This is a genomic window from Streptomyces sp. NPDC057445 (genome assembly GCF_042802855.1).
Lineage (GTDB): Bacteria > Actinomycetota > Actinomycetes > Streptomycetales > Streptomycetaceae > Streptomyces.
The window spans coordinates 286,566-303,878 of the sequence record NZ_JBHVDH010000009.1 but is presented as its reverse complement, the minus strand read 5'-3'; the positions used below and the strand labels follow the sequence as shown (position 1 = coordinate 303,878).

Sequence of the window (17,313 nt, the reverse complement as noted above, 5' to 3'; positions counted from 1 at the left end):
TGGAGGGCGACGGGCCGATGAAGCCGATGTCGATCGCACCGCCGTTGAGGGCCTCGATCTCGGAGGGGCCGGCGTTGAAGGTCTGGGTGGTGAGCTTGGTGCCGCCCAGTTCCTTGGCGATCAGGCCCTCCTGGACGCCGACCAGAGCGGTGGCGTGCGTCAGGTTGGGGAAGTAGCCGATCTTCACCGTGTCGGCGGAGAGCTTCTCGCCCTTGGCCGCCACCTCGGACTTCTTGTCGTCGTCAGTGGACTCGGAACCGTAGCCGCAGGCAGTCAGCAGGAGTGGGAGCGCGGCTATGACGGCGACGGTGCGCAGGGTGGCGAGCGGTCTTGCGGCAGACACGGAGGTGTCCTCTCAAGGGATGGGAGATCAGGGAGGTACGGAAGACGGGAGACCGCGCCCGAAGGCACGCGGTCATGGCGATGCGAGGCGGCGTGGCCGGCCGAAGGGGCCCGCCCGGTCGACAGTTCGACGGAGGGTGGGTGGCAGGGAGCGCAGCGGTGCTCTGCCTGCGGAGCCAGGTCCTGTGGACGGCGTGTCAGACGGACTGACAGATGGCGCTGGACGTACGGCCCAGGTCGATGTGCCGACGGGTGGTGAGGAGGGGAAGCAAACGGCCCGCGTGGTTCAGCGTTCGCACGGCCACCTCCCCGAATCCCTAGTTTTCCCACCTGGTTGGTAGGCATAGTGGCAGAGGGCGCTACTTGCCCCAAGAGGGCGTTCATATGGTGGACGACTGCGTCTCGCCTGGCGAGAACGCGCTGGTGGCCGGGTGGATCAGGGATTGGTCCAGGCGCCGGGGGAGTGGGCCAGTGCGGAGACGTCGGCGGGCAGGTTGGCCGACGCGACGTCGGCGACCGTCACACCCTCCAGGATCTCGCGCACGTTGGAGCGCAGTGCGATCCACAGCGGGAGCAGCGACTGGGCGGGGCCGGTGTACGAAAGGTCCGGGGGGCGGACGCCGCGTACCGAGACCAGCGGTCCGTCCACGACTCGTATGACGTCGGCAATGGTGATGGACTTGGCAGGCTTGGCCAGCCGGTAGCCGCCGTTGCCGCCGCGCTGGCTGAGGACGAGACCGCCCCGGCGCATGTCGTTCAGGATGCTTTCGAGGAACTTGTGCGGGATGTCCTGGGCGTCGGCGATGGCCTCGGCCTTCAGCGGCACCTCATCCCGTGACGAGGCGAGCTGCAGTGCGGCACGTACCGCGTAGTCCGCCCTTGCTGAGATCCGCATGCGCACATTATCCCGTACAGGGCCGGTGGCGTGCGTCGTGGGGGCCGAGGCGGGGGTGCAGCGGGTGACGTCGTCACCCTCGATGACGTGACCGAGGGTGCCGTCGACACCGGCAGGGACGTCGGCCGCGACGGTCACCCACCCGGTGCAGCAGGCGCGGCACGTCGCCGTGGTCGTCGGGGGCGTGGTGCTGGGTGATGCGGTTGCGCTCATTGCGCGGTGGGGCCCGGCCCTCGGATCAGACGGGGAGGACGAACGGGGGGTGCGCCCCGTTCAGGAAGTAGTCCCCGACGTCGCGGAGTCGGTGGACGACGGGCGCGTACAAGGTGTGGGTGCGCGCATTGCGCCAGAAGCGGTCGAAGCCCAACTGCGAGGACGCGGAGCGGGCGCCGATGATGTCCAGCGCGCGGGATGTGCATTCCTGCACGGCTCTGGAGGCGGCGGCTTCGGCCACGGCCACGAGGACGGAGATCTCCGCGTACTCGTCGTAGGTGAGGTCTTCGCCGCGCGCCAGCCCGACGTGCAGGGCTTCGACCGCCTGATCGGTGAGTGCGGCCGCGGAGCGGGTGACCACCGTGAGCTCCCCGTAGGCGGTCAGTACGTGCGGATCCTGGGGTGAGCAGACCGGGCCGGCCGGGTGCCAGGAAGAGGTTCCCGCCCTGCTGTACTCACGGGCTTCGGAGAGGATCCCCTCGGCCATGCCGAGACAGAGCTGGACGGAGACGAGGCGCCCGACCGGCGAGGTCAGAGCAGTCGAGGGTGAGAGGACGTCCTCATCCGCGGACAGGGAACCGAGTACGTCGTCGGCAGCGACCGGCACGGCGTCGCACTCCACGCTGCCGCCGGCCGCCAGCCGCTGGCCGAAGGTGTCGACGTCGCCGTCGATCACCACGCCGTGACGGTCGGGATCGACGGCGACGGCGAGTGGTTCGCCGGTGTCGGCGTGCACGGCCCGCACGGCGAGGCGGTCGGCGACCAGCACGCCGGTGACATAGCTCTGCCGGCCGTTCAGGACATGTCCGTCGCCGGTCTCGGCCAGCGTCAGGGGCGGTTCCTGACGGGCGACACCGCCACCCCAGCACCACAGCCCGGCCGCGGACTCCCGCTGGACGCGCTCGGCACGGGCGGACCCGGTGAGGAACGCGGCGCTCCACGACAGGTGGTAGTGACAGCCGAGCAGTTGACCGATCGCGCCGTCCGCCGCTGCGACCCTCCGCAGGACGGCGTAGGCCGTGCGCCAGTCGGCGCCCCCTCCACCGAGCTCGGCCGGGATCAGCAGCGTCAGCAGGCCGGACTCACGCAGCCGGGACACCTCGTCGAACGGGACCTTGCCCGCCTGGTCCCGGGCCACCGCATCCGTGGCCAGGTCGTCCGCCGTCTCGCGGGCCACACGCAGCCAGTGCGCGGGGCCGGGGCCGGTTCGGGAAGACGACGGAACGGCATCCGACGGTGCAGGGGCAACGCCCATGGGGCAGGTCTCCTCAAGGCCGATCACAGGGTGCGGTACCCGGATGCTCCTGCCGGACGGACTCGTACTTGCGACCCACGCGCCGTACGGGGACGATCCGGTGCCGTTGAGCCTTGCCCAGCTCGCTGCGCAGGCGTGCGATGTGGGCATCGACGGTGCGGCCGTCACCGACGTGGTCGTCAAGGAAAGGTGGAGCGGCGCGCGCAACGCGTGAGCCGTACTCCTCACATACGACAGCAGGCGGCACTGGCGACGTGACCAAAGTCGACATGCCGACGACGAACGAGTCGCTGCTGCGTGTGGGACATGCACATCATCCTGCGCGTCGTGCTCAGCCGCGTCAATGCTTTCCTAGTAAGTCGATAGGAAATATAGGGAAGCTTGGCTGATCAGTCCGCCCACAGGTGTCCGGATCCGTACCTCCCAGGCGCCTGCGGTTCAACGTCGTTGCCGGCCCTGGCGCCCTGCTCCGGTGCGTGGCGTGCGGACCCCGCGCCGATGACGACGAGGACGGCCGGAGACGTGGTCACCGCTCACCGCCGACCGCCGGGCAGGCGGGCGTCGGACACTGTGGCCGCATGCAGCCGGGCACGCAGAGCGGCCAGTTGGAGCCTGAGTCTCTTCAGAGGGGTGGGCGGCAGTTCGCGGGCCGCGCCGCGTGCGTAGTGGCGCTCGACGTAGGACTGTCCCGCGCTGAGGACGGTTGTGACGGCGATGTACCAGAGGGTGGCGACCATCAGCAGCGGGATGACCTGGTAGGTCTGGTTGTAGACCAACTGCACCGAGTACAGCAGGTCGTGTACGGCCAGCACGCTGACGATGCTGGTGCCCTTCAGGGTGCCGATCAGCATGTTGCCCGCGGCCGGCACGATGGACCGCACCGCCTGCGGAATGACGATCCGGCGCAAGGAGCGCCGTCTGCCGATGCCGAGAGCCTCGGCCGCCTCCGTCTGGCCGGCATCCACCGAGAGGATGCCGCCGCGCACCACCTCTGTGGCGTAGGCGGCTTCGTGCAGGGTCAGTCCGATGACGGCGGTGAGGGTGGGGCCGAGCAGGTTCACCGTTTGGACGGTGACGAACTGCGGGCCGAAGGGTACGCCGAAGCCGAGCGTCGGGTACAGGGCACCGATGTTGAACCAGAACAGCAGCTGCACCAGCAGCGGCGTGGAGCGGAAGACCCACACGTATCCCCAACTCAGCGTGCGCAGCACCGGGTTGGCGGACAGACGCATCACGGCCAGCGGGACGCCGAGCAGGAAGCCCAGCACCATCACCGCACCGGTCAGCCACAGCGTCAGCAGCAGCCCGTCGAGCACGGCACCGGTGGTGAAGTACCGGCCGACCACGTCCCACTGGAAGGCACGGTTGCGGACGACGGAGTTGACCACCATCGCGAAGACCAGCAGCGCGGTGGCGGCAGTCAACCAGCGGGTCATGTGCCGGCGCGGCACGATCCGCGGCAGATCGCCATCGGGGTCGTGGCCGGGGTCGTGGTCGGAGGCTTTCGTTCGTCCTGACAGCGGGAAGGGCGCGGAGGCCGGGGCAGAAGAAGCGGTGACGCCGGAAGGCGGGACCATCGGGAGGCTCTCCAGAGAGGGAGTCGCGGACGTCGGGTGACCACCCGGCGGCACACGTACGGAATCCGCGCGAGCACGGCGTGGGTACGGTGCAGCGGCCGGGTGTCGGCGTCATCACAGGTCGCCGCGTCCCTCAACGCGGCCGGAGAAGCTGTCGCGAGGGGCGGACCCGGTCCGGCCCCGAACGTATGTGTCTCATGAGCGCAGGTGTCAACCAGGCACGGGAAGCGTTCAACGCCGTTCCGGCATCCGAGCCGTGGTTGACGAGAAGCCTGATGTACTGCTCAATTAGTCGCATGAATGCCGAGCAGCGCCTGGTCACCCGTGACCACATCGACTTCGGTCGGGTGTGGTCCGCAGCGTGTTGCGCCTGACTCGGCAGCGGGCTGGCCGGTCGGCCCTTCCCTCCCTCGGTATCCCCGTCGTGGGCCGAATTCTCTCCTCGTAGCGCCCTCGTAGCACCCTCGTACCCACGCGCCGGGCATGCGCCGGCGCCGTGGCGTAGGGGACGGTCCTGCGAGCCCGGACACGAGCTGCCGCCCCAGTCGCCCGTGACACGTACACCCGGCGTCATCACACCTGTTTCCACGCCCTGTTCAACGCCGTTTCCCCCTCCGTTCCCCTCATCCTGAAGCGCCGTCGCCCCCGGCTTCACCACGGGCTGCTCCGTCCTGCCCGCGTGCTGCCCACGGCCCCGGAAGACCTGAGGAAAGGCCACCTCCCATGCCTGTGGAGTTTCTTGGCATCGCCGCGACCAACAACGGGTCAGAGACGACCCCGCGCTCCGGTGCCGCCTTCGACAAGAAGTACACGCTCCGGCTCGCCCGGGCTCACGAGGACCACGGCTGGGACCGTGTGCTGTTCGCCTACGGATCCGGATCGCCGGACCCCGCGCCGGCCGCCGCGTACATCGCGAGCAGGCTGGACCGCCTGCAGATCCTGCTCGCCCACCGGCCCAACGTCTCGTACCCCACCTTCGCCGCCAAGACGTTCGCCACCCTCGACCGGATCAGCGAGGGGCGGCTGACGGTGCATTTCATCACCGGCGGCAACGACCACGAGCAGGGCCGCGAGGGAGACACCCTCACCAAGGACGAGCGCTACGCCCGCACCCGTGAGTACATCGGGATCGTCAAGAAGATCTGGACGACCCGTGAGCCCTTCGACCATGAGGGCGAGCACTACCGCTTCCGCGACTTCGTCAGCGACGTGTTCCCCGTCCAGCAGCCCCGTCCGGACGTCTCATTCGGCGGCTCCTCACCGGCGGCGTACGTGGCGGGGGGAGCCGAGGCCGACATCTACTGCCTCTGGGGCGAGCCCCTGGCGAAGACCGCAGAACAGATCGAGGCGGTGAAGGCTGCGGCGGCCGCCGCCGGACGTACCGACGTCCCGCGCATCCAGGTGGCGTTCCGCCCGATCATCGCTCCGACCGAGGAGTTGGCCTGGGAGAGGGCGCATCGCACCGTGGGGGCCATCAAGGCCCGCAGGTCCTACGGCGAGCTGGTCACCAAGGGGCACAACGGGCAGGCTGCAACACCTCAGAACGCCGGGTCGCAGAGGCTCGTCGCCATCGCCGAGGCGGGGGAGCGCTACGACCGGGCGCTGTGGACCCCCACCGCCGCCGCCACGGGCGGCGCGGGCAATTCCAATGCCTTGGTCGGCACACCGGAGACGGTCGCCCAGGCGCTGCTCGACTACTACGACCTCGGCGTGGACATCCTGTCCGCCCGCGGCTACGACCTGCTGGGCGACGCGATCGACTTCGGCCGGTACGTGATCCCGATCGTCCGCGAGGAGGTCGCCAAGCGCGACGCCGAGCGGGCGGCCCGCAGCACACAGACCCTCGCGGCGGTGACTGGATGACTTCCGTCGCCCAACCACCGCCACCGGCCGAATTGACGGTCGTCCATGCCACGGTGGCCGACCCACGGGTGGAGCCGCTGCTGCGCGAACTCGGCGACGAGTACACGGCCCGCTACGGCGGTGACGCCCACGCCGAACTCGCCCGCTACCCCGATGGGGAGTTCACCGCGCTGTACGGCGGTGTCCTGCTGCTGCTCCTCGAACACGGCGAGCCCGTCGCGGGCGGAGCCTTCCGCCGCTACGACGAGACCACGGCGGAGCTCAAGCGGATCTGGACCCACTCCGCCCACCGCCGGCGCGGCCTGGCCCGGCGCGTCGTCGCCGAGTTGGAGCGCGAGGCGGGCAACCGCGGCTACCGGCGGATCTACCTGACCACCGGGCCCCGCCAGTCCGAGGCTCGTGGCCTGTACCTGGCCACCGGTTACAGCCCGCTGTTCGACACGGAGGCCCACCCGGAAACCATCGGTCCGCTGCCCTTCGAGAAGCACCTTCCGGACGGAACGCGTACCGGAAAGGCAGCCGATCAGTGAGTCTCCACGGGATCAGGACCCGTCCGCGCATCGCCGCCGCTGTCGCCCTGCTGCCCCCGCGTCGCAGACCACGTTCCTCGGTGAGTACCACCGCCTCGACGTCGGCTTCGCCTTCAAGAAGGGTTCCTCGCTCCCCAAGGCGTTCCAGGCCGCCGTCAACGAGCTGATCGAGGACGGCTCGTACGCCCGGATCCTCAGGAAATGGGGCACCAGCGCCTCCGCGATCGACACATCGCGGATCAACCCGCCCGAGCACACGTAACCAGTGAGCAGGAACCCACGATGGCACTCACCACCGGCTCCGCCGCCGCGCCACCCGGCCGGGCCCCCCTGGGCACCGGCCCCGAAGTCCCGCCCGCCCTCGACGACCCGGCGTCGCTCAAGGTCGTACCTGCCCGGCACTACGCCCGATGGGCGGCGGCTGTCGCCGTGACCGTGCTCGTCGCCCAGTTCGTGCACGGCCTGGCCACCAACCCCGTCTGGGAGTGGGGCGTCTTCCGGGACTACATCCTGTCCGAGACGATCGTCCAGGCAGTGGGCGTCACACTCCAGCTCACCGCCTACGCGACCGTGCTGGGCTTCCTCCTCGGCACGGTGCTGGCCTTCATGCGGCTGTCGCACAGCCCGGTCCTGCAGACCGTGGCCTGGACGTACATCTGGATCTTCCGGTCCATCCCGATGATCGTCCAGCTGGTGTTCTGGTTCAATCTGAGCGCGCTGTACGAGGAGCTGGGCGTCGGTATCCCCTTCGGCCCGGTGTTCTGGTCCGTCGACAGCAACAGCCTGATCGGGACGATCGGAGCCGCGCTGATCGGACTGTCGCTGCACCAGGCCGCGTACGCCGCCGAGATCGTCAGAGGCGGCGTCATCTCCGTCGACCACGGGCAGCTGGAGGCCGCCGCGGCGCTCGGCATCCCCCGGCTGCGGCAGATCCGGCGCATCGTGCTCCCGCAGGCCATGCGCGCCATCCTGCCCACGGCCGGCAACGAGATCGTCGGCCTCCTCAAGGGCACCTCGGTGGTCTACGTCATGGCGATCGGCGAGCTGTTCTACCAGGTGCAGGTGATCTACGGCCGCAACGGCCGGGTGATCCCGCTGCTGCTGGTCGCCACTGCCTGGTACGTGGTCCTCACGTCCCTGCTGTCGGTCGCGCAGTACTACGTGGAGCGGCACTTCGCCCGAGGCGCCAACCGCAACCCGCCGCCCACCCCACTCCAGCGCGTCCGTCGTTTCGTCCGCACCCTGCGTTCCGCGGCGGCGCAGCGCAACCAGCCCGTCATACCCCTGGGACCTGCGGGAGGCAGCCGATGAGCAAGGTGATGGTGGACGTCCACGGTGTGCACAAGAGCTTCGGCCCGCTGGAGGTGCTGCGCGGCGTCGACCTCCGGGTCCACGCCGGTGAGGTCACCGTGATCCTCGGGCCGTCCGGCTCCGGTAAGTCCACGCTGCTGCGCACCATCAACCACCTGGAGAAGGTCAACCGCGGCTGGATCAGCATCGACGGCCGGCTCATCGGCTACCGCCCCTCCGGCGGCAAGCTGTACGAGCTGAAGGAGAAGGAGGTCCTGAAGCAGCGCACGCACATCGGGTTCGTCTTCCAGAACTTCAACCTCTTCCCGCACCTGACCGTGCTGGAGAACCTCGTCGAGGCACCGGTCTCCGCGCAGCGCCGCTCGCGCAAGGAGGCGGAGGAGACCGCCCGCCAGCTGCTGGACCGGGTGGGACTCGCCGACAAGACCGACGCCTATCCGCGGCAGCTGTCCGGCGGCCAGCAGCAGCGCGTCGCCATCGCCCGCGCACTCGCCCTCGAACCCAAGGTGCTGCTCTTCGACGAGCCCACCTCCGCGCTCGACCCGGAGCTGGTCGGCGAAGTCCTCGACGTCATCAAGGACCTGGCCCGCACCGGAACCACCATGATCGTCGTGACCCACGAGATCGGCTTCGCCCGCGAGGTCGCCGACACCGTGGTGTTCATGGACGGCGGCGTCGTCGTGGAGCAGGGCCCGCCCGCGGCCGTACTGGACGACCCGCAGCACGACCGTACCCGGGCGTTCCTCTCCAAGGTCCTCTGAGACCGCGGCTCCTGGATGCCGGGCTTTGGCCCGGGGTCCTGCGACCACCCAGCCCCCTCACCCGCGTTTCGCACACCCACGCAAGGAGTCCGACCGTGTCCACCAACCTCGCCCGCCGCACCACCGCAGTCGCGCTGGGAGCCGCCGCCGCTCTCGTCCTCGCCGCCTGCGCCAACCCCTCGGACGGCGGAACCACCGAGGTCGCGGACAGGACCGGCGCTCGCACGAAGATCAACCTGAGCCCGGACCAGGACCGCATCACCACCGACAAGGTCGACTCCATAGCGACCCAGGTCCCGGAGAAGATCCGCAAGAGAGGAACCCTGGAACTCGTCTCCTCGTCCGGCTCCGCCGCGCCGTTGACCTTCTTCGCCACCGACAACAAGACCGTCATCGGCGTCGAGCCCGACATCGCCCACCTCGTCGCCGACGTGCTCGGCCTCGAGCTGCACATCAACACAGTCTCCTGGGAGAACATCTTCGTCGGCCTCGACAGTGCCAAGTACGACGTCGGCATCAGCAACATCACCGTCACCGAGGAGCGCAAGGAGAAGTACGACTTCGCCACATATCGCGAGGACAACCTGGGCTTCGAGGCGAAGAAGGGCAGCGGTCTGGAGGTCACCGGGCCCGAGGACGTGGCGGGCAGGACCGTCGCCGTGGGCAGCGGCACCAACCAGGAGAAGCTGCTCGTGGAGTGGAGCAAGGAGAACGAGAAGGCCGGCCGGAAGCCGGTGGACATCAAGTACTACCAGAACGACAGCGACACCTACCTCGCCCTCCAGTCCGGCCGGCTCGACCTCTATCTCGGCCCCAACCCGACTGCCTCCTACCACGCGGCCACCACCGGGAAGACGGAGGTGGTCGGCACGTACTCCGGTGCGGGCGCCACCCTCCAGGGCCTCATCGCGGCCACGACGAAGAAGGACGGCGGACTCGTCAAGCCGCTCGCCGACGCGCTCAACGAGGTCGTAGAGAACGGCACGTACGCCGAGGTGCTGGCGCGCTGGGGGCTGTCCGCGGAGGCCGTGGCCAAGTCCGAGATCAACCCGTCCGGCCTGCCCAAGACCAACAAGTAGACCTCGCAGGGTGCCGAGCCCGAGCGCTCGGCGTCGCACCGGTCCCACGAAACTCACGCTCTCCCGAAGGGTCCGCCATGGCCACCGTCCTGTCCGTCTCCGGAAGCCCCTCCGCCTCCTCTCGTACCGCCCGGCTGCTGCGCCACCTGGACACCAGGCTCGCGGCCCAGGGGCACGAGGTGATCCCGCTGGACGTCCGCACCATCCCCGCCGAGGCCCTGCTCGGCGCCGACTTCCGGCACCCGGCGATCGTCGAGGCGACCGAGCTGTTCGACCGCGCCGACGGGGTCGTGATCGGCACACCCGTCTACAAGGCCGCCTACTCCGGGCTGCTGAAGTCCCTGCTGGACCTGCTGCCGCAGTACGGCCTGGCCGGCAAGACGGTGCTTCCCCTGGCGACCGGGGGGACCGTTGCGCACGTCCTGGCGATCGACTACGCCCTGCGCCCGGTGCTCAGTTCCATGGGCGCCGCGCACATCGTCCAGGGCTGGTTCACCCTCGACAAGGACATCGCCGTGGGTGAGGACGGCACCCTGACCGTCGCACCGGGCCCGGCCGAGGGCCTCGCACAGGTCATCGACCAGTTCTCCGACGCCCTCGGCAGCCGTAGGGCCCTGCTGGCAGCCACCGGATGAGCACCGTGACCGCGACCACGACCGCCGACGACGAGCGAAAGGCGTGAGCCTCCGTGAGCCTCAGCTTCCACTGGTTCCTGCCCACCAACGGCGACAGCCGGCATGTCGTCGGGGGTGGCCACGGCACCCCGGTCACCGCGGCCGCCGGTGACCGGCCGCCGAGCATCAGCTACCTCAGCCAGATCGCCCGCGCCGCCGAGGACCTCGGGTTCACCGGTGCGCTGACCCCCACAGGTGCCTGGTGCGAGGACGCCTGGCTGACCACCGCCATGCTCAGCCAGAACACCGAGCGGCTGAAATTCCTGGTCGCTTTCAGGCCAGGCTTCGTCTCGCCCACGCTCGCCGCGCAGATGGCCTCCACCTTCCAGACGCACACCGGCGGCCGTCTCCTGCTGAACGTGGTCACGGGAGGGGAGAGCCACGAGCAGCGCGCCTACGGAGACTTCCTCGACAAGGACGCCCGCTACGCCCGTACGGACGAGTTCCTTCAGGTCGTCCGCGCCCTGTGGGACGGCCGGACCGTCGACCTGGTGGGCGAGCATCTCCAGGTCGAGGACGCACGGCTCGCCAGGGTGCCCGACCCGCTGCCGGAGATCTACTTCGGTGGTTCCTCGCCTGCAGCGGGCGGTGTCGCCGCCCGCCACGCGGACGTCTGTCTCACCTGGGGCGAGCCGCCCGCCGCGGTCGCCGAGAAGATCGCGTGGATCCGGGCCCTGGCCCAGAAGGAGGGGCGCAACATCCGCTTCGGAATCCGCCTCCATGTCATCACACGTGACACCTCCGAGCAGGCCTGGGCCGAGGCCCAGCGGCTGCTCGACGGCTTCGACCCCGAGACGGTCGCCGCCGTACAGGCCGGGCTGGCCCGCAGCGAGTCCGAAGGACAGAAGCGCATGCTCGCCCTGCACGGCGGCGGGCGGGACGGCCTGGAGATCCACCCCAACCTGTGGGCCGGCATCGGTCTGGTGCGCGGCGGAGCGGGCACCGCACTGGTCGGCAGCCACACCGAGGTCGCGGAACGGATCGCCGCGTATCACCGGCTCGGCATCGACGAGTTCGTGCTGTCCGGTTACCCCCACTTGGAGGAGGCCTACTGGTTCGGTGAGAACGTCCTGCCGCGCCTCGCCGCCCAGGGGCTGTGGTCCCGCCCCACGCAGGCCGACGCGGCCGCCGGGCCTGTGGGGCAGGTCCCCTTCGCCGGTTCCCGGAATCCGCGATGACCCTCGTCCCCCGGGTATGGGCGCCCTTGGGAACGGGACGTCCCCGCGCGAGGTGCGATCCCTGAAGGGTGGACCGGGCGGCTCAGTGTCCTTCTCTCATCATGTGAGACACCTGACGAGATGCGGGAAGGCCCCCTTGACGGGGCACGAAGGCCGCCCGACACTCCAGAGCAGGATCCCCAGTGGACAGGTAGGAAACCATGGAGCGTCCGGAGTCGTCCGCCGACCGTGCCGTACGCACGGGTCGGGCGTCCCTCCTCCTGACCTCCCGCCGCCACATCGATCTCCTGCGTGTCTGCAGCGCGGCGAGCCTTCTGCGCTGAACCGGCCGCGCCCACCGGCACTTCGTCCCCGCTGCGTACGGGTACGCGCCGATGCCACAGCGCGCCCGTCATCCTCCGCACGCAGCCCGCCGCACCTCTCGGAACCTGCCTCCACATCAGGGAGAGCCATGCCCGCCGCACCTTGGACCACCCTGCCGTACCTGCCGTCGTTCCGGGGCAGGATCGGCCCGGACGCCAGCAGCGGCTACGACGCCTCTGCGCGCCGCTACCGCCTCCACCTCTCGCTCTCCTGCCCCCACTGTCTGCGCATCGCCGTCACACACAGCCTGCTCGGCCTCGACGGCATCCTCGCGGTGGTTCTGCTGCAGGCCGTACCCGACGGGCCCGACGGTGGACACTCCGCACTGCGCCCACTGTACGAGGCCAGTTCGCACCGGTATCCCGGACCCGCCGTGGCACCGGTGCTGAGCGACGGCTGGACGGGGCGGATCGTCAGCACGCACACCCCGCACATACTGCGTGACCTGGACCAGTACTTCGGCGGTGACGGCCCCGACCGGCGCACGTTGTACCCGCACGGCGCGGAGGCGGAGATCGACGCCGTCGGACGCCTCTGCGAGTACGGCATCGACGAAGCCGCACAGCACGCCGGGCGGGCCGGCACCGACGCCACGGAGCGCCACACCGCCCTCGGCTCCCTGCTTCGCGCACTGGGCACACTGGAGTGGCGACTCGCCTCCCAGGACTGCATCCTGGGCGACGAAATCAGCGCCGCCGACGTGCAGTTGTGGGTGACCCTGGTGCAGCTGGACACCGTGCACCGCTGGCACCTGGATGCCGCCGCGGTGCACCGTATCGCCGACCATCCGTACCTGTGGGCCTATGCGCGGCGACTCGCCGCCCATCCCGCCTTCGGCCCGCACCTCGACCTGGACGGCATCGCCCGCAGGCATCATGCCCACTGCCAAGGGCTGGAGGCCGCAGGGGCGGCGGTACAGATCCTGGACTGGGCGGCCCACATCCCGGACGCAGCCGCTGTCCAGCCCGGCTGAGCGCGCGTACATGGGCGGTGGTCGTGCGCAAGAGGAGGTGCAGTCGCGCAGTGGTGAGCGATATCGAGGTGTCGGCGCGGAGAAGCCGGTGCGGTCCGAGGCCGGAGGAGTGGAGGTGACGGTGATGTCGCCTCGGGTCTGGCACGGCAGCGCGACCAGCCAGGAGTCCGTCGATCTGGCCGCCCGCTACGGAGATCCGCTCTTCTCGGCCAACGTCACCCACCCGATCGAGCCGTACGCGGAACTCATGCGCTACTACCGGGGGCGGTGGGAGCACTACGGTCACGACCCCGCTCGGGCCGTCGTGGGCGCGGGGACGGCCGGCTACTACGCGGCCCGCACCTCGCAGGAAGCGCTCGCCGCGTACCGCCCGGTGTTCGAGGGCCGTCTGGCGTTCCAGAAACGGCTGGGCGTCGAGCCGGTGTTCGCCACCCTGGAAGATTTCGTCGAGCGCAGCTCGGCGCTGATCGGCAGTCCTCAGCAGGTGATCGACAAGGTGCACCGCTATCACGAGCAGTTCGGACACAGCGTGCTCCACCTGCACGCCGACGCAGGCGGGCTCACCCACGCCCAGCACCGTGCCTCGCTCGAACTCTTCCAGTCCGACATCGCCCCCGTTCTACGACGTGACATCCCCGACCCACCGTTCCCCTGGGCCCCGGTCCTTGCGGCGCCCGAGCCCGAGCCCGTATCGCCATCCGCATCCGCATCCGCGCCCACTGACCGCTGAGGAGCACCCGAACATGTCCGGCATCCCTCTCGGGGCCCTCGACCTCGTCCCGATCTCGTCCGGCTCCACCGCCGCCGAGGCGCTGCGCAACACCATCGATCTCGCCCGGCAGACCGAGCGATTCGGCTACACCCGCTACTGGTTCGCCGAGCACCACCTCAACCCAGGGGTGGCAGGGACCTCTCCCGCAGTCGTGCTGGCCCTGACCGCCTCCGCGACCTCCACGATCAGGATCGGATCCGGGGCCGTACAGCTCGGTCACCGCACCGCCCTGTCCACCGTCGAGGAGTTCGGGCTGATCGACGCCCTGCACCCCGGTCGACTCGACCTGGGCCTCGGCCGCTCGGGCGGACGTCCCCCCGGACGGACGGCAGGGCCACGACCGACCACGACCCCGGTCGTCGACGGACGCGCCCCCAACGGGCTGAAGCTCCCGCCACGTTTCTCCTTCGAGCATCTGATCGGATCGCCCCGTTTCCTCCTTCAGCAGCAGCTGCTGCATCAGCCCGGCGCCGGCCCTCAGGACTACGGCGAACAGGTCGACGACATACTCGCGCTTCTGCGCGGCGACTACCGCTCGGCGGACGGGATCGAAGCGCATGCTGTCCCCGGCGAGGGTGCCGAGGTGCAGGTATGGATCCTCGGCAGCAGCGGCGGCCGGAGCGCCGACGTCGCAGGCCGGAACGGCTTGCGCTTCGCCGCCAATTACCATGTCAGCCCGGCCACCGTACTGGAGGCGGCCGAGGGCTATCGCGCCGCGTTCCAGCCGTCCGATCACCTCGACAAGCCTTACGTCAGCGTCTCCGCCGATGTCGTCGTCGCCGAGGACGACGAGACCGCCCGCGAACTGGCCACCGGCTACGGCCTGTGGGTCCGCAGCATCCGCACCGCCGAGGGCGCCATTGCCTTCCCGACCCCGGAGCAGGCCCGCGCCCATGCCTGGACCGAGGCGGACCGGGCACTGGTCGCCGACCGGGTCGACACCCAGTTCGTCGGCTCTCCGGGACGCGTCGCCGACCAGCTCGAGCAACTGCAGGAGGCCACCGGCGCGGACGAGCTGATCATCACCACCATCACCCACAGGCACGCCGACCGGGTGCGTTCCTACCGACTTCTCGCGGAAGAGTGGCAACGCCGATGAGCCGGTCCCGGTCCGGCTCCTGAATGCCGCACGGCCGTCTCGGTCCCGCCAGTTGGTGATCAGGCACTCCGACCCGGCGGCCGCAAGCCACGACCTCGGGCAGCACACCCGTCGTCGGCCATGAAACCGGCGTACCACACTCCGGTGTGGACCCGGCCGAATGCGCTCGCCGCGCGGGACAGAACATCGAGGTCCTCTTCCGCCACTACGCCAAGTTCTTGGACGGAGTCCGGGAGCAGGCCAACCGCCTCATCGAGCCGGTCCCTGAGCGCTGGTCAGGAGCGGGACGGCTGCGGGAGGAACCGGGAGGTACGACGTAGGCCAGGCCCAGTTCCGGGCGGGTCGAGCGGAAGGCGCCTGACGGGCGAACGCCCGGGTCAGGCGCCTCTTCGCGTGCCTCTAGAAGAAGCCCAGCTTCTGCGGCGAGTACGACACCAGCAGGTTCTTCGTCTGCTGGTAGTGGTCGAGCATCATCTTGTGGGTCTCGCGGCCGATTCCGGACTGCTTGTAGCCACCGAAGGCAGCGTGCGCCGGATACAAGTGGTAGCAGTTCGTCCAGACGCGGCCCGCCTGGATGGCCCGTCCGGCGCGGTACGCCTGACCGATGTCCCGGGTCCAGACGCCGGCCCCCAGGCCGTACAGCGTGTCGTTCGCCGTCTTGATGGCGTCGTCGAAGTCCGAGAACGACGTCACCGTGACGACCGGACCGAAGATCTCCTCCTGGAAGATCCGCATCCGGTTGTCGCCCTCGAAGATCGTGGGCTGGACGTAGTAACCGCCCGCCAGCTCATCGCCGTACTCGATGCGCTGACCGCCCGTCAGAATCTTCGCGCCCTCCTGCTGCCCGATGTCCAGATAGGAAAGGATCTTCTGCAACTGGTCGTTGGAGGCCTGTGCGCCGATCATCGTGTCCGTGTCCAGCGGGTGCCCGGGCACGATCGCCTCGGTGCGGGTGATGGCGGCGTCAAGGAACTCGCTGTAATGCCCGCGCTGGATCAGTGCCCGTGACGGACACGTGCACACCTCGCCCTGGTTCAGGGCGAACATGGTGAAGCCCTCCAGAGCCTTGTCGCGCAGCTCGTCGTCCGCGGCCCAGATGTCGTCGAAGAAGATGTTCGGCGACTTGCCGCCCAGCTCCAGCGTCACCGGCTTGATGTTCTCCGAGGCGTACTGCATGATCAGCCGCCCCGTCGTGGTCTCACCGGTGAACGCGATCTTCGCGACCCGTGGGCTGGAGGCGAGCGGCCTGCCCGCCTCCACACCGAAGCCGTTGACGATGTTCACGACCCCCGGCGGCAGCAGATCGGCGACCAGGCTCATCCAGAAGTGGATGGAGGCCGGGGTCTGCTCGGCGGGCTTCAGTACGACCGCGTTTCCGGCGGCCAGTGCCGGCGCCAGCTTCCAGACCGCCATCAGGATCGGGAAGTTCCACGGGATGATCTGCGCGACGACACCGAGCGGCTCATGGAAGTGGTACGCCACCGTGTTGTCGTCGATCTCGCTGAGCGAGCCCTCCTGGGCACGCAGAACCCCCGCGAAGTAGCGGAAGTGGTCGATGGCCAGCGGGATGTCGGCGGCGAGCGTCTCCCGCACCGGCTTGCCGTTCTCCCAGCTCTCCGCGACCGCGAGCTCCTCCAGACGCGACTCCATCCGGTCGGCGATCCTCAGCAAAATGTTCGCCCGGGCCTCGGGAGCGGTACGCCCCCAGGCGGGGGCGGCCGCATGCGCGGCGTCCAAGGCGCGCTCCACGTCCTCCGCGGTGCCGCGGGCGACCTCGGTGAACGGCTGCCCGTTGACGGGGCTCGGGTTGTCGAAATACTGGCCGCGGGCGGGCGCGACGTACTCGCCGCCTATCCAGTGGTCGTAGCGGGACGCGTAGGTGACGATCGCGCCCTTGGTGCCAGGCGCGGCGAAACGAGTCATCTCGGAGGCCTCCCGGAATTGCCGCCGTCCGCCGTCGGACGGCGTTTCGGCGCCGAACCTAGGAAGCGGGACGTTGCAACCGCGTTGCGGCCCGGGCCGCTTGCCTCGGCCGCGGGAAGACGGATCCGCCGGATCCGGGGCCGTCACGCGCAGTCGTCACGCGCGCTGCCTGGGACCAGTCCGTCGCGCGTGCGGTGTGCTGTGCCTCCCGGGAGCGCTGCCGACGGTGGGGGCGTGCGGCTCGGGCCACCGGTACGACGGGCCCGGTGACGCGGGAGGCGTCTGCGCCCTGCACGACGTCGCGGACGCCGGCGATCGCCTCGTGCGGGACGCCGAGAGACACGGCGCTGACCTCGGTGAGGCGGTCGTACCGGTCGGGGGTGAGGGTGACGAAGGAGCCGTCGCACCGGCGGGGACGAGACCGCTCGACTACTCGGCGGAGAGGCCCTCCCGGCCGTTACGCGCCCGCCCGCGCCGGTGTCGGACGACGCTCGGGTCGACGACC

The 17,313-nt window shown here is 69.8% G+C and carries 17 protein-coding genes and 2 pseudogenes; 12 read left to right on the top strand and 7 right to left on the bottom strand.

Features of this window, described 5'->3' with window-relative positions:
• The 6 genes and pseudogenes from ACFU5O_RS21555 to ACFU5O_RS21530 form a co-directional block, all read right to left on the bottom strand.
• Positions 1 to 343, bottom strand: a 343-nt coding sequence (locus ACFU5O_RS21555; protein WP_384242773.1) for an ABC transporter substrate-binding protein, incomplete at its 3' end; no start/stop codon positions are given.
• 196 nt (positions 344 to 539) lie between these two features.
• Positions 540 to 641 carry a putative leader peptide gene (locus ACFU5O_RS21550; RefSeq protein ID WP_384242770.1) on the bottom strand — a complete coding sequence of 34 codons (102 nt, stop codon included), beginning with the start codon at positions 639 to 641 and terminating at the stop codon, positions 540 to 542.
• 137 nt (positions 642 to 778) lie between these two features.
• Complete coding sequence (locus ACFU5O_RS21545) at positions 779 to 1,237, bottom strand: RrF2 family transcriptional regulator (protein WP_384242809.1); 459 nt, start codon at positions 1,235 to 1,237, stop codon at positions 779 to 781.
• Between the two features lie 238 nt (positions 1,238 to 1,475).
• A complete protein-coding gene (locus tag ACFU5O_RS21540; RefSeq protein ID WP_384242768.1) occupies positions 1,476 to 2,705 on the bottom strand; it encodes an acyl-CoA dehydrogenase family protein in 1,230 nt (409 codons plus the stop codon).
• 13 nt (positions 2,706 to 2,718) lie between these two features.
• Positions 2,719 to 2,880 (bottom strand): annotated as a pseudogene (locus ACFU5O_RS21535) (winged helix family transcriptional regulator); the annotation flags it as partial.
• 358 nt (positions 2,881 to 3,238) lie between these two features.
• Positions 3,239 to 4,282, bottom strand: a complete 1,044-nt coding sequence (locus ACFU5O_RS21530; protein ID WP_384242766.1) for an amino acid ABC transporter permease — start codon at positions 4,280 to 4,282, stop codon at positions 3,239 to 3,241.
• 723 nt (positions 4,283 to 5,005) lie between these two features.
• On the opposite strand from ACFU5O_RS21530, the gene ACFU5O_RS21525 reads away from it, so the two are divergent.
• The 12 genes and pseudogenes from ACFU5O_RS21525 (at position 5,006) to ACFU5O_RS21470 (ending at position 15,205) form a co-directional block, all read left to right on the top strand.
• On the top strand, positions 5,006 to 6,145 hold the full coding sequence (locus ACFU5O_RS21525) for an LLM class flavin-dependent oxidoreductase (protein WP_384242764.1): 1,140 nt from the start codon (positions 5,006 to 5,008) through the stop codon (positions 6,143 to 6,145).
• Entirely contained in the window at positions 6,142 to 6,675 is a 534-nt protein-coding gene (locus ACFU5O_RS21520; protein WP_384242762.1) for a GNAT family N-acetyltransferase, read from the top strand. Before ACFU5O_RS21525 ends, ACFU5O_RS21520 begins: the two co-directional genes overlap by 4 nt.
• 55 nt (positions 6,676 to 6,730) lie before the next feature.
• Positions 6,731 to 6,937, top strand: a pseudogene (locus ACFU5O_RS21515) (ABC transporter substrate-binding protein); the annotation flags it as partial.
• Between the two features lie 20 nt (positions 6,938 to 6,957).
• Positions 6,958 to 7,986 carry an amino acid ABC transporter permease gene (locus tag ACFU5O_RS21510; RefSeq protein ID WP_384242760.1) on the top strand — a complete coding sequence of 343 codons (1,029 nt, stop codon included), beginning with the start codon at positions 6,958 to 6,960 and terminating at the stop codon, positions 7,984 to 7,986.
• Positions 7,983 to 8,747 carry an amino acid ABC transporter ATP-binding protein gene (locus ACFU5O_RS21505; protein WP_384242758.1) on the top strand — a complete coding sequence of 255 codons (765 nt, stop codon included), beginning with the start codon at positions 7,983 to 7,985 and terminating at the stop codon, positions 8,745 to 8,747. The genes ACFU5O_RS21510 and ACFU5O_RS21505 overlap by 4 nt, the downstream gene beginning before the upstream one ends.
• 95 nt (positions 8,748 to 8,842) lie before the next feature.
• Positions 8,843 to 9,826 (top strand): ABC transporter substrate-binding protein, encoded by a 984-nt coding sequence (locus ACFU5O_RS21500; protein WP_384242756.1) that lies wholly within the window; start codon positions 8,843 to 8,845, stop codon positions 9,824 to 9,826.
• 77 nt (positions 9,827 to 9,903) lie between these two features.
• Positions 9,904 to 10,461, top strand: coding sequence for an NADPH-dependent FMN reductase (gene ssuE / locus ACFU5O_RS21495; RefSeq protein WP_384242754.1), 558 nt, complete (start codon positions 9,904 to 9,906; stop codon positions 10,459 to 10,461).
• Positions 10,462 to 10,514: 53 nt separating this feature from the next.
• Positions 10,515 to 11,678 (top strand): LLM class flavin-dependent oxidoreductase, encoded by a 1,164-nt coding sequence (locus tag ACFU5O_RS21490; protein ID WP_384242751.1) that lies wholly within the window; start codon positions 10,515 to 10,517, stop codon positions 11,676 to 11,678.
• Positions 11,679 to 12,129: 451 nt separating this feature from the next.
• Entirely contained in the window at positions 12,130 to 13,014 is an 885-nt protein-coding gene (locus tag ACFU5O_RS21485; RefSeq protein ID WP_384242749.1) for a glutathione S-transferase C-terminal domain-containing protein, read from the top strand.
• Positions 12,917 to 13,744, top strand: a complete 828-nt coding sequence (locus ACFU5O_RS21480) for an LLM class flavin-dependent oxidoreductase (protein WP_384242747.1) — start codon at positions 12,917 to 12,919, stop codon at positions 13,742 to 13,744. Before ACFU5O_RS21485 ends, ACFU5O_RS21480 begins: the two co-directional genes overlap by 98 nt.
• Positions 13,745 to 13,757: 13 nt before the next feature.
• On the top strand, positions 13,758 to 14,885 hold the full coding sequence (locus tag ACFU5O_RS21475) for an LLM class flavin-dependent oxidoreductase (RefSeq protein ID WP_384242745.1): 1,128 nt from the start codon (positions 13,758 to 13,760) through the stop codon (positions 14,883 to 14,885).
• A gap of 146 nt (positions 14,886 to 15,031) precedes the next feature.
• On the top strand, positions 15,032 to 15,205 hold the full coding sequence (locus tag ACFU5O_RS21470; RefSeq protein ID WP_384242743.1) for an integrase: 174 nt from the start codon (positions 15,032 to 15,034) through the stop codon (positions 15,203 to 15,205).
• Positions 15,206 to 15,284: 79 nt separating this feature from the next.
• On the opposite strand, the gene ACFU5O_RS21465 is transcribed toward ACFU5O_RS21470, so the two are convergent.
• Entirely contained in the window at positions 15,285 to 16,808 is a 1,524-nt protein-coding gene (locus ACFU5O_RS21465) for an aldehyde dehydrogenase family protein (protein WP_384242741.1), read from the bottom strand.
• Positions 16,809 to 17,313 lie beyond the last annotated feature (505 nt).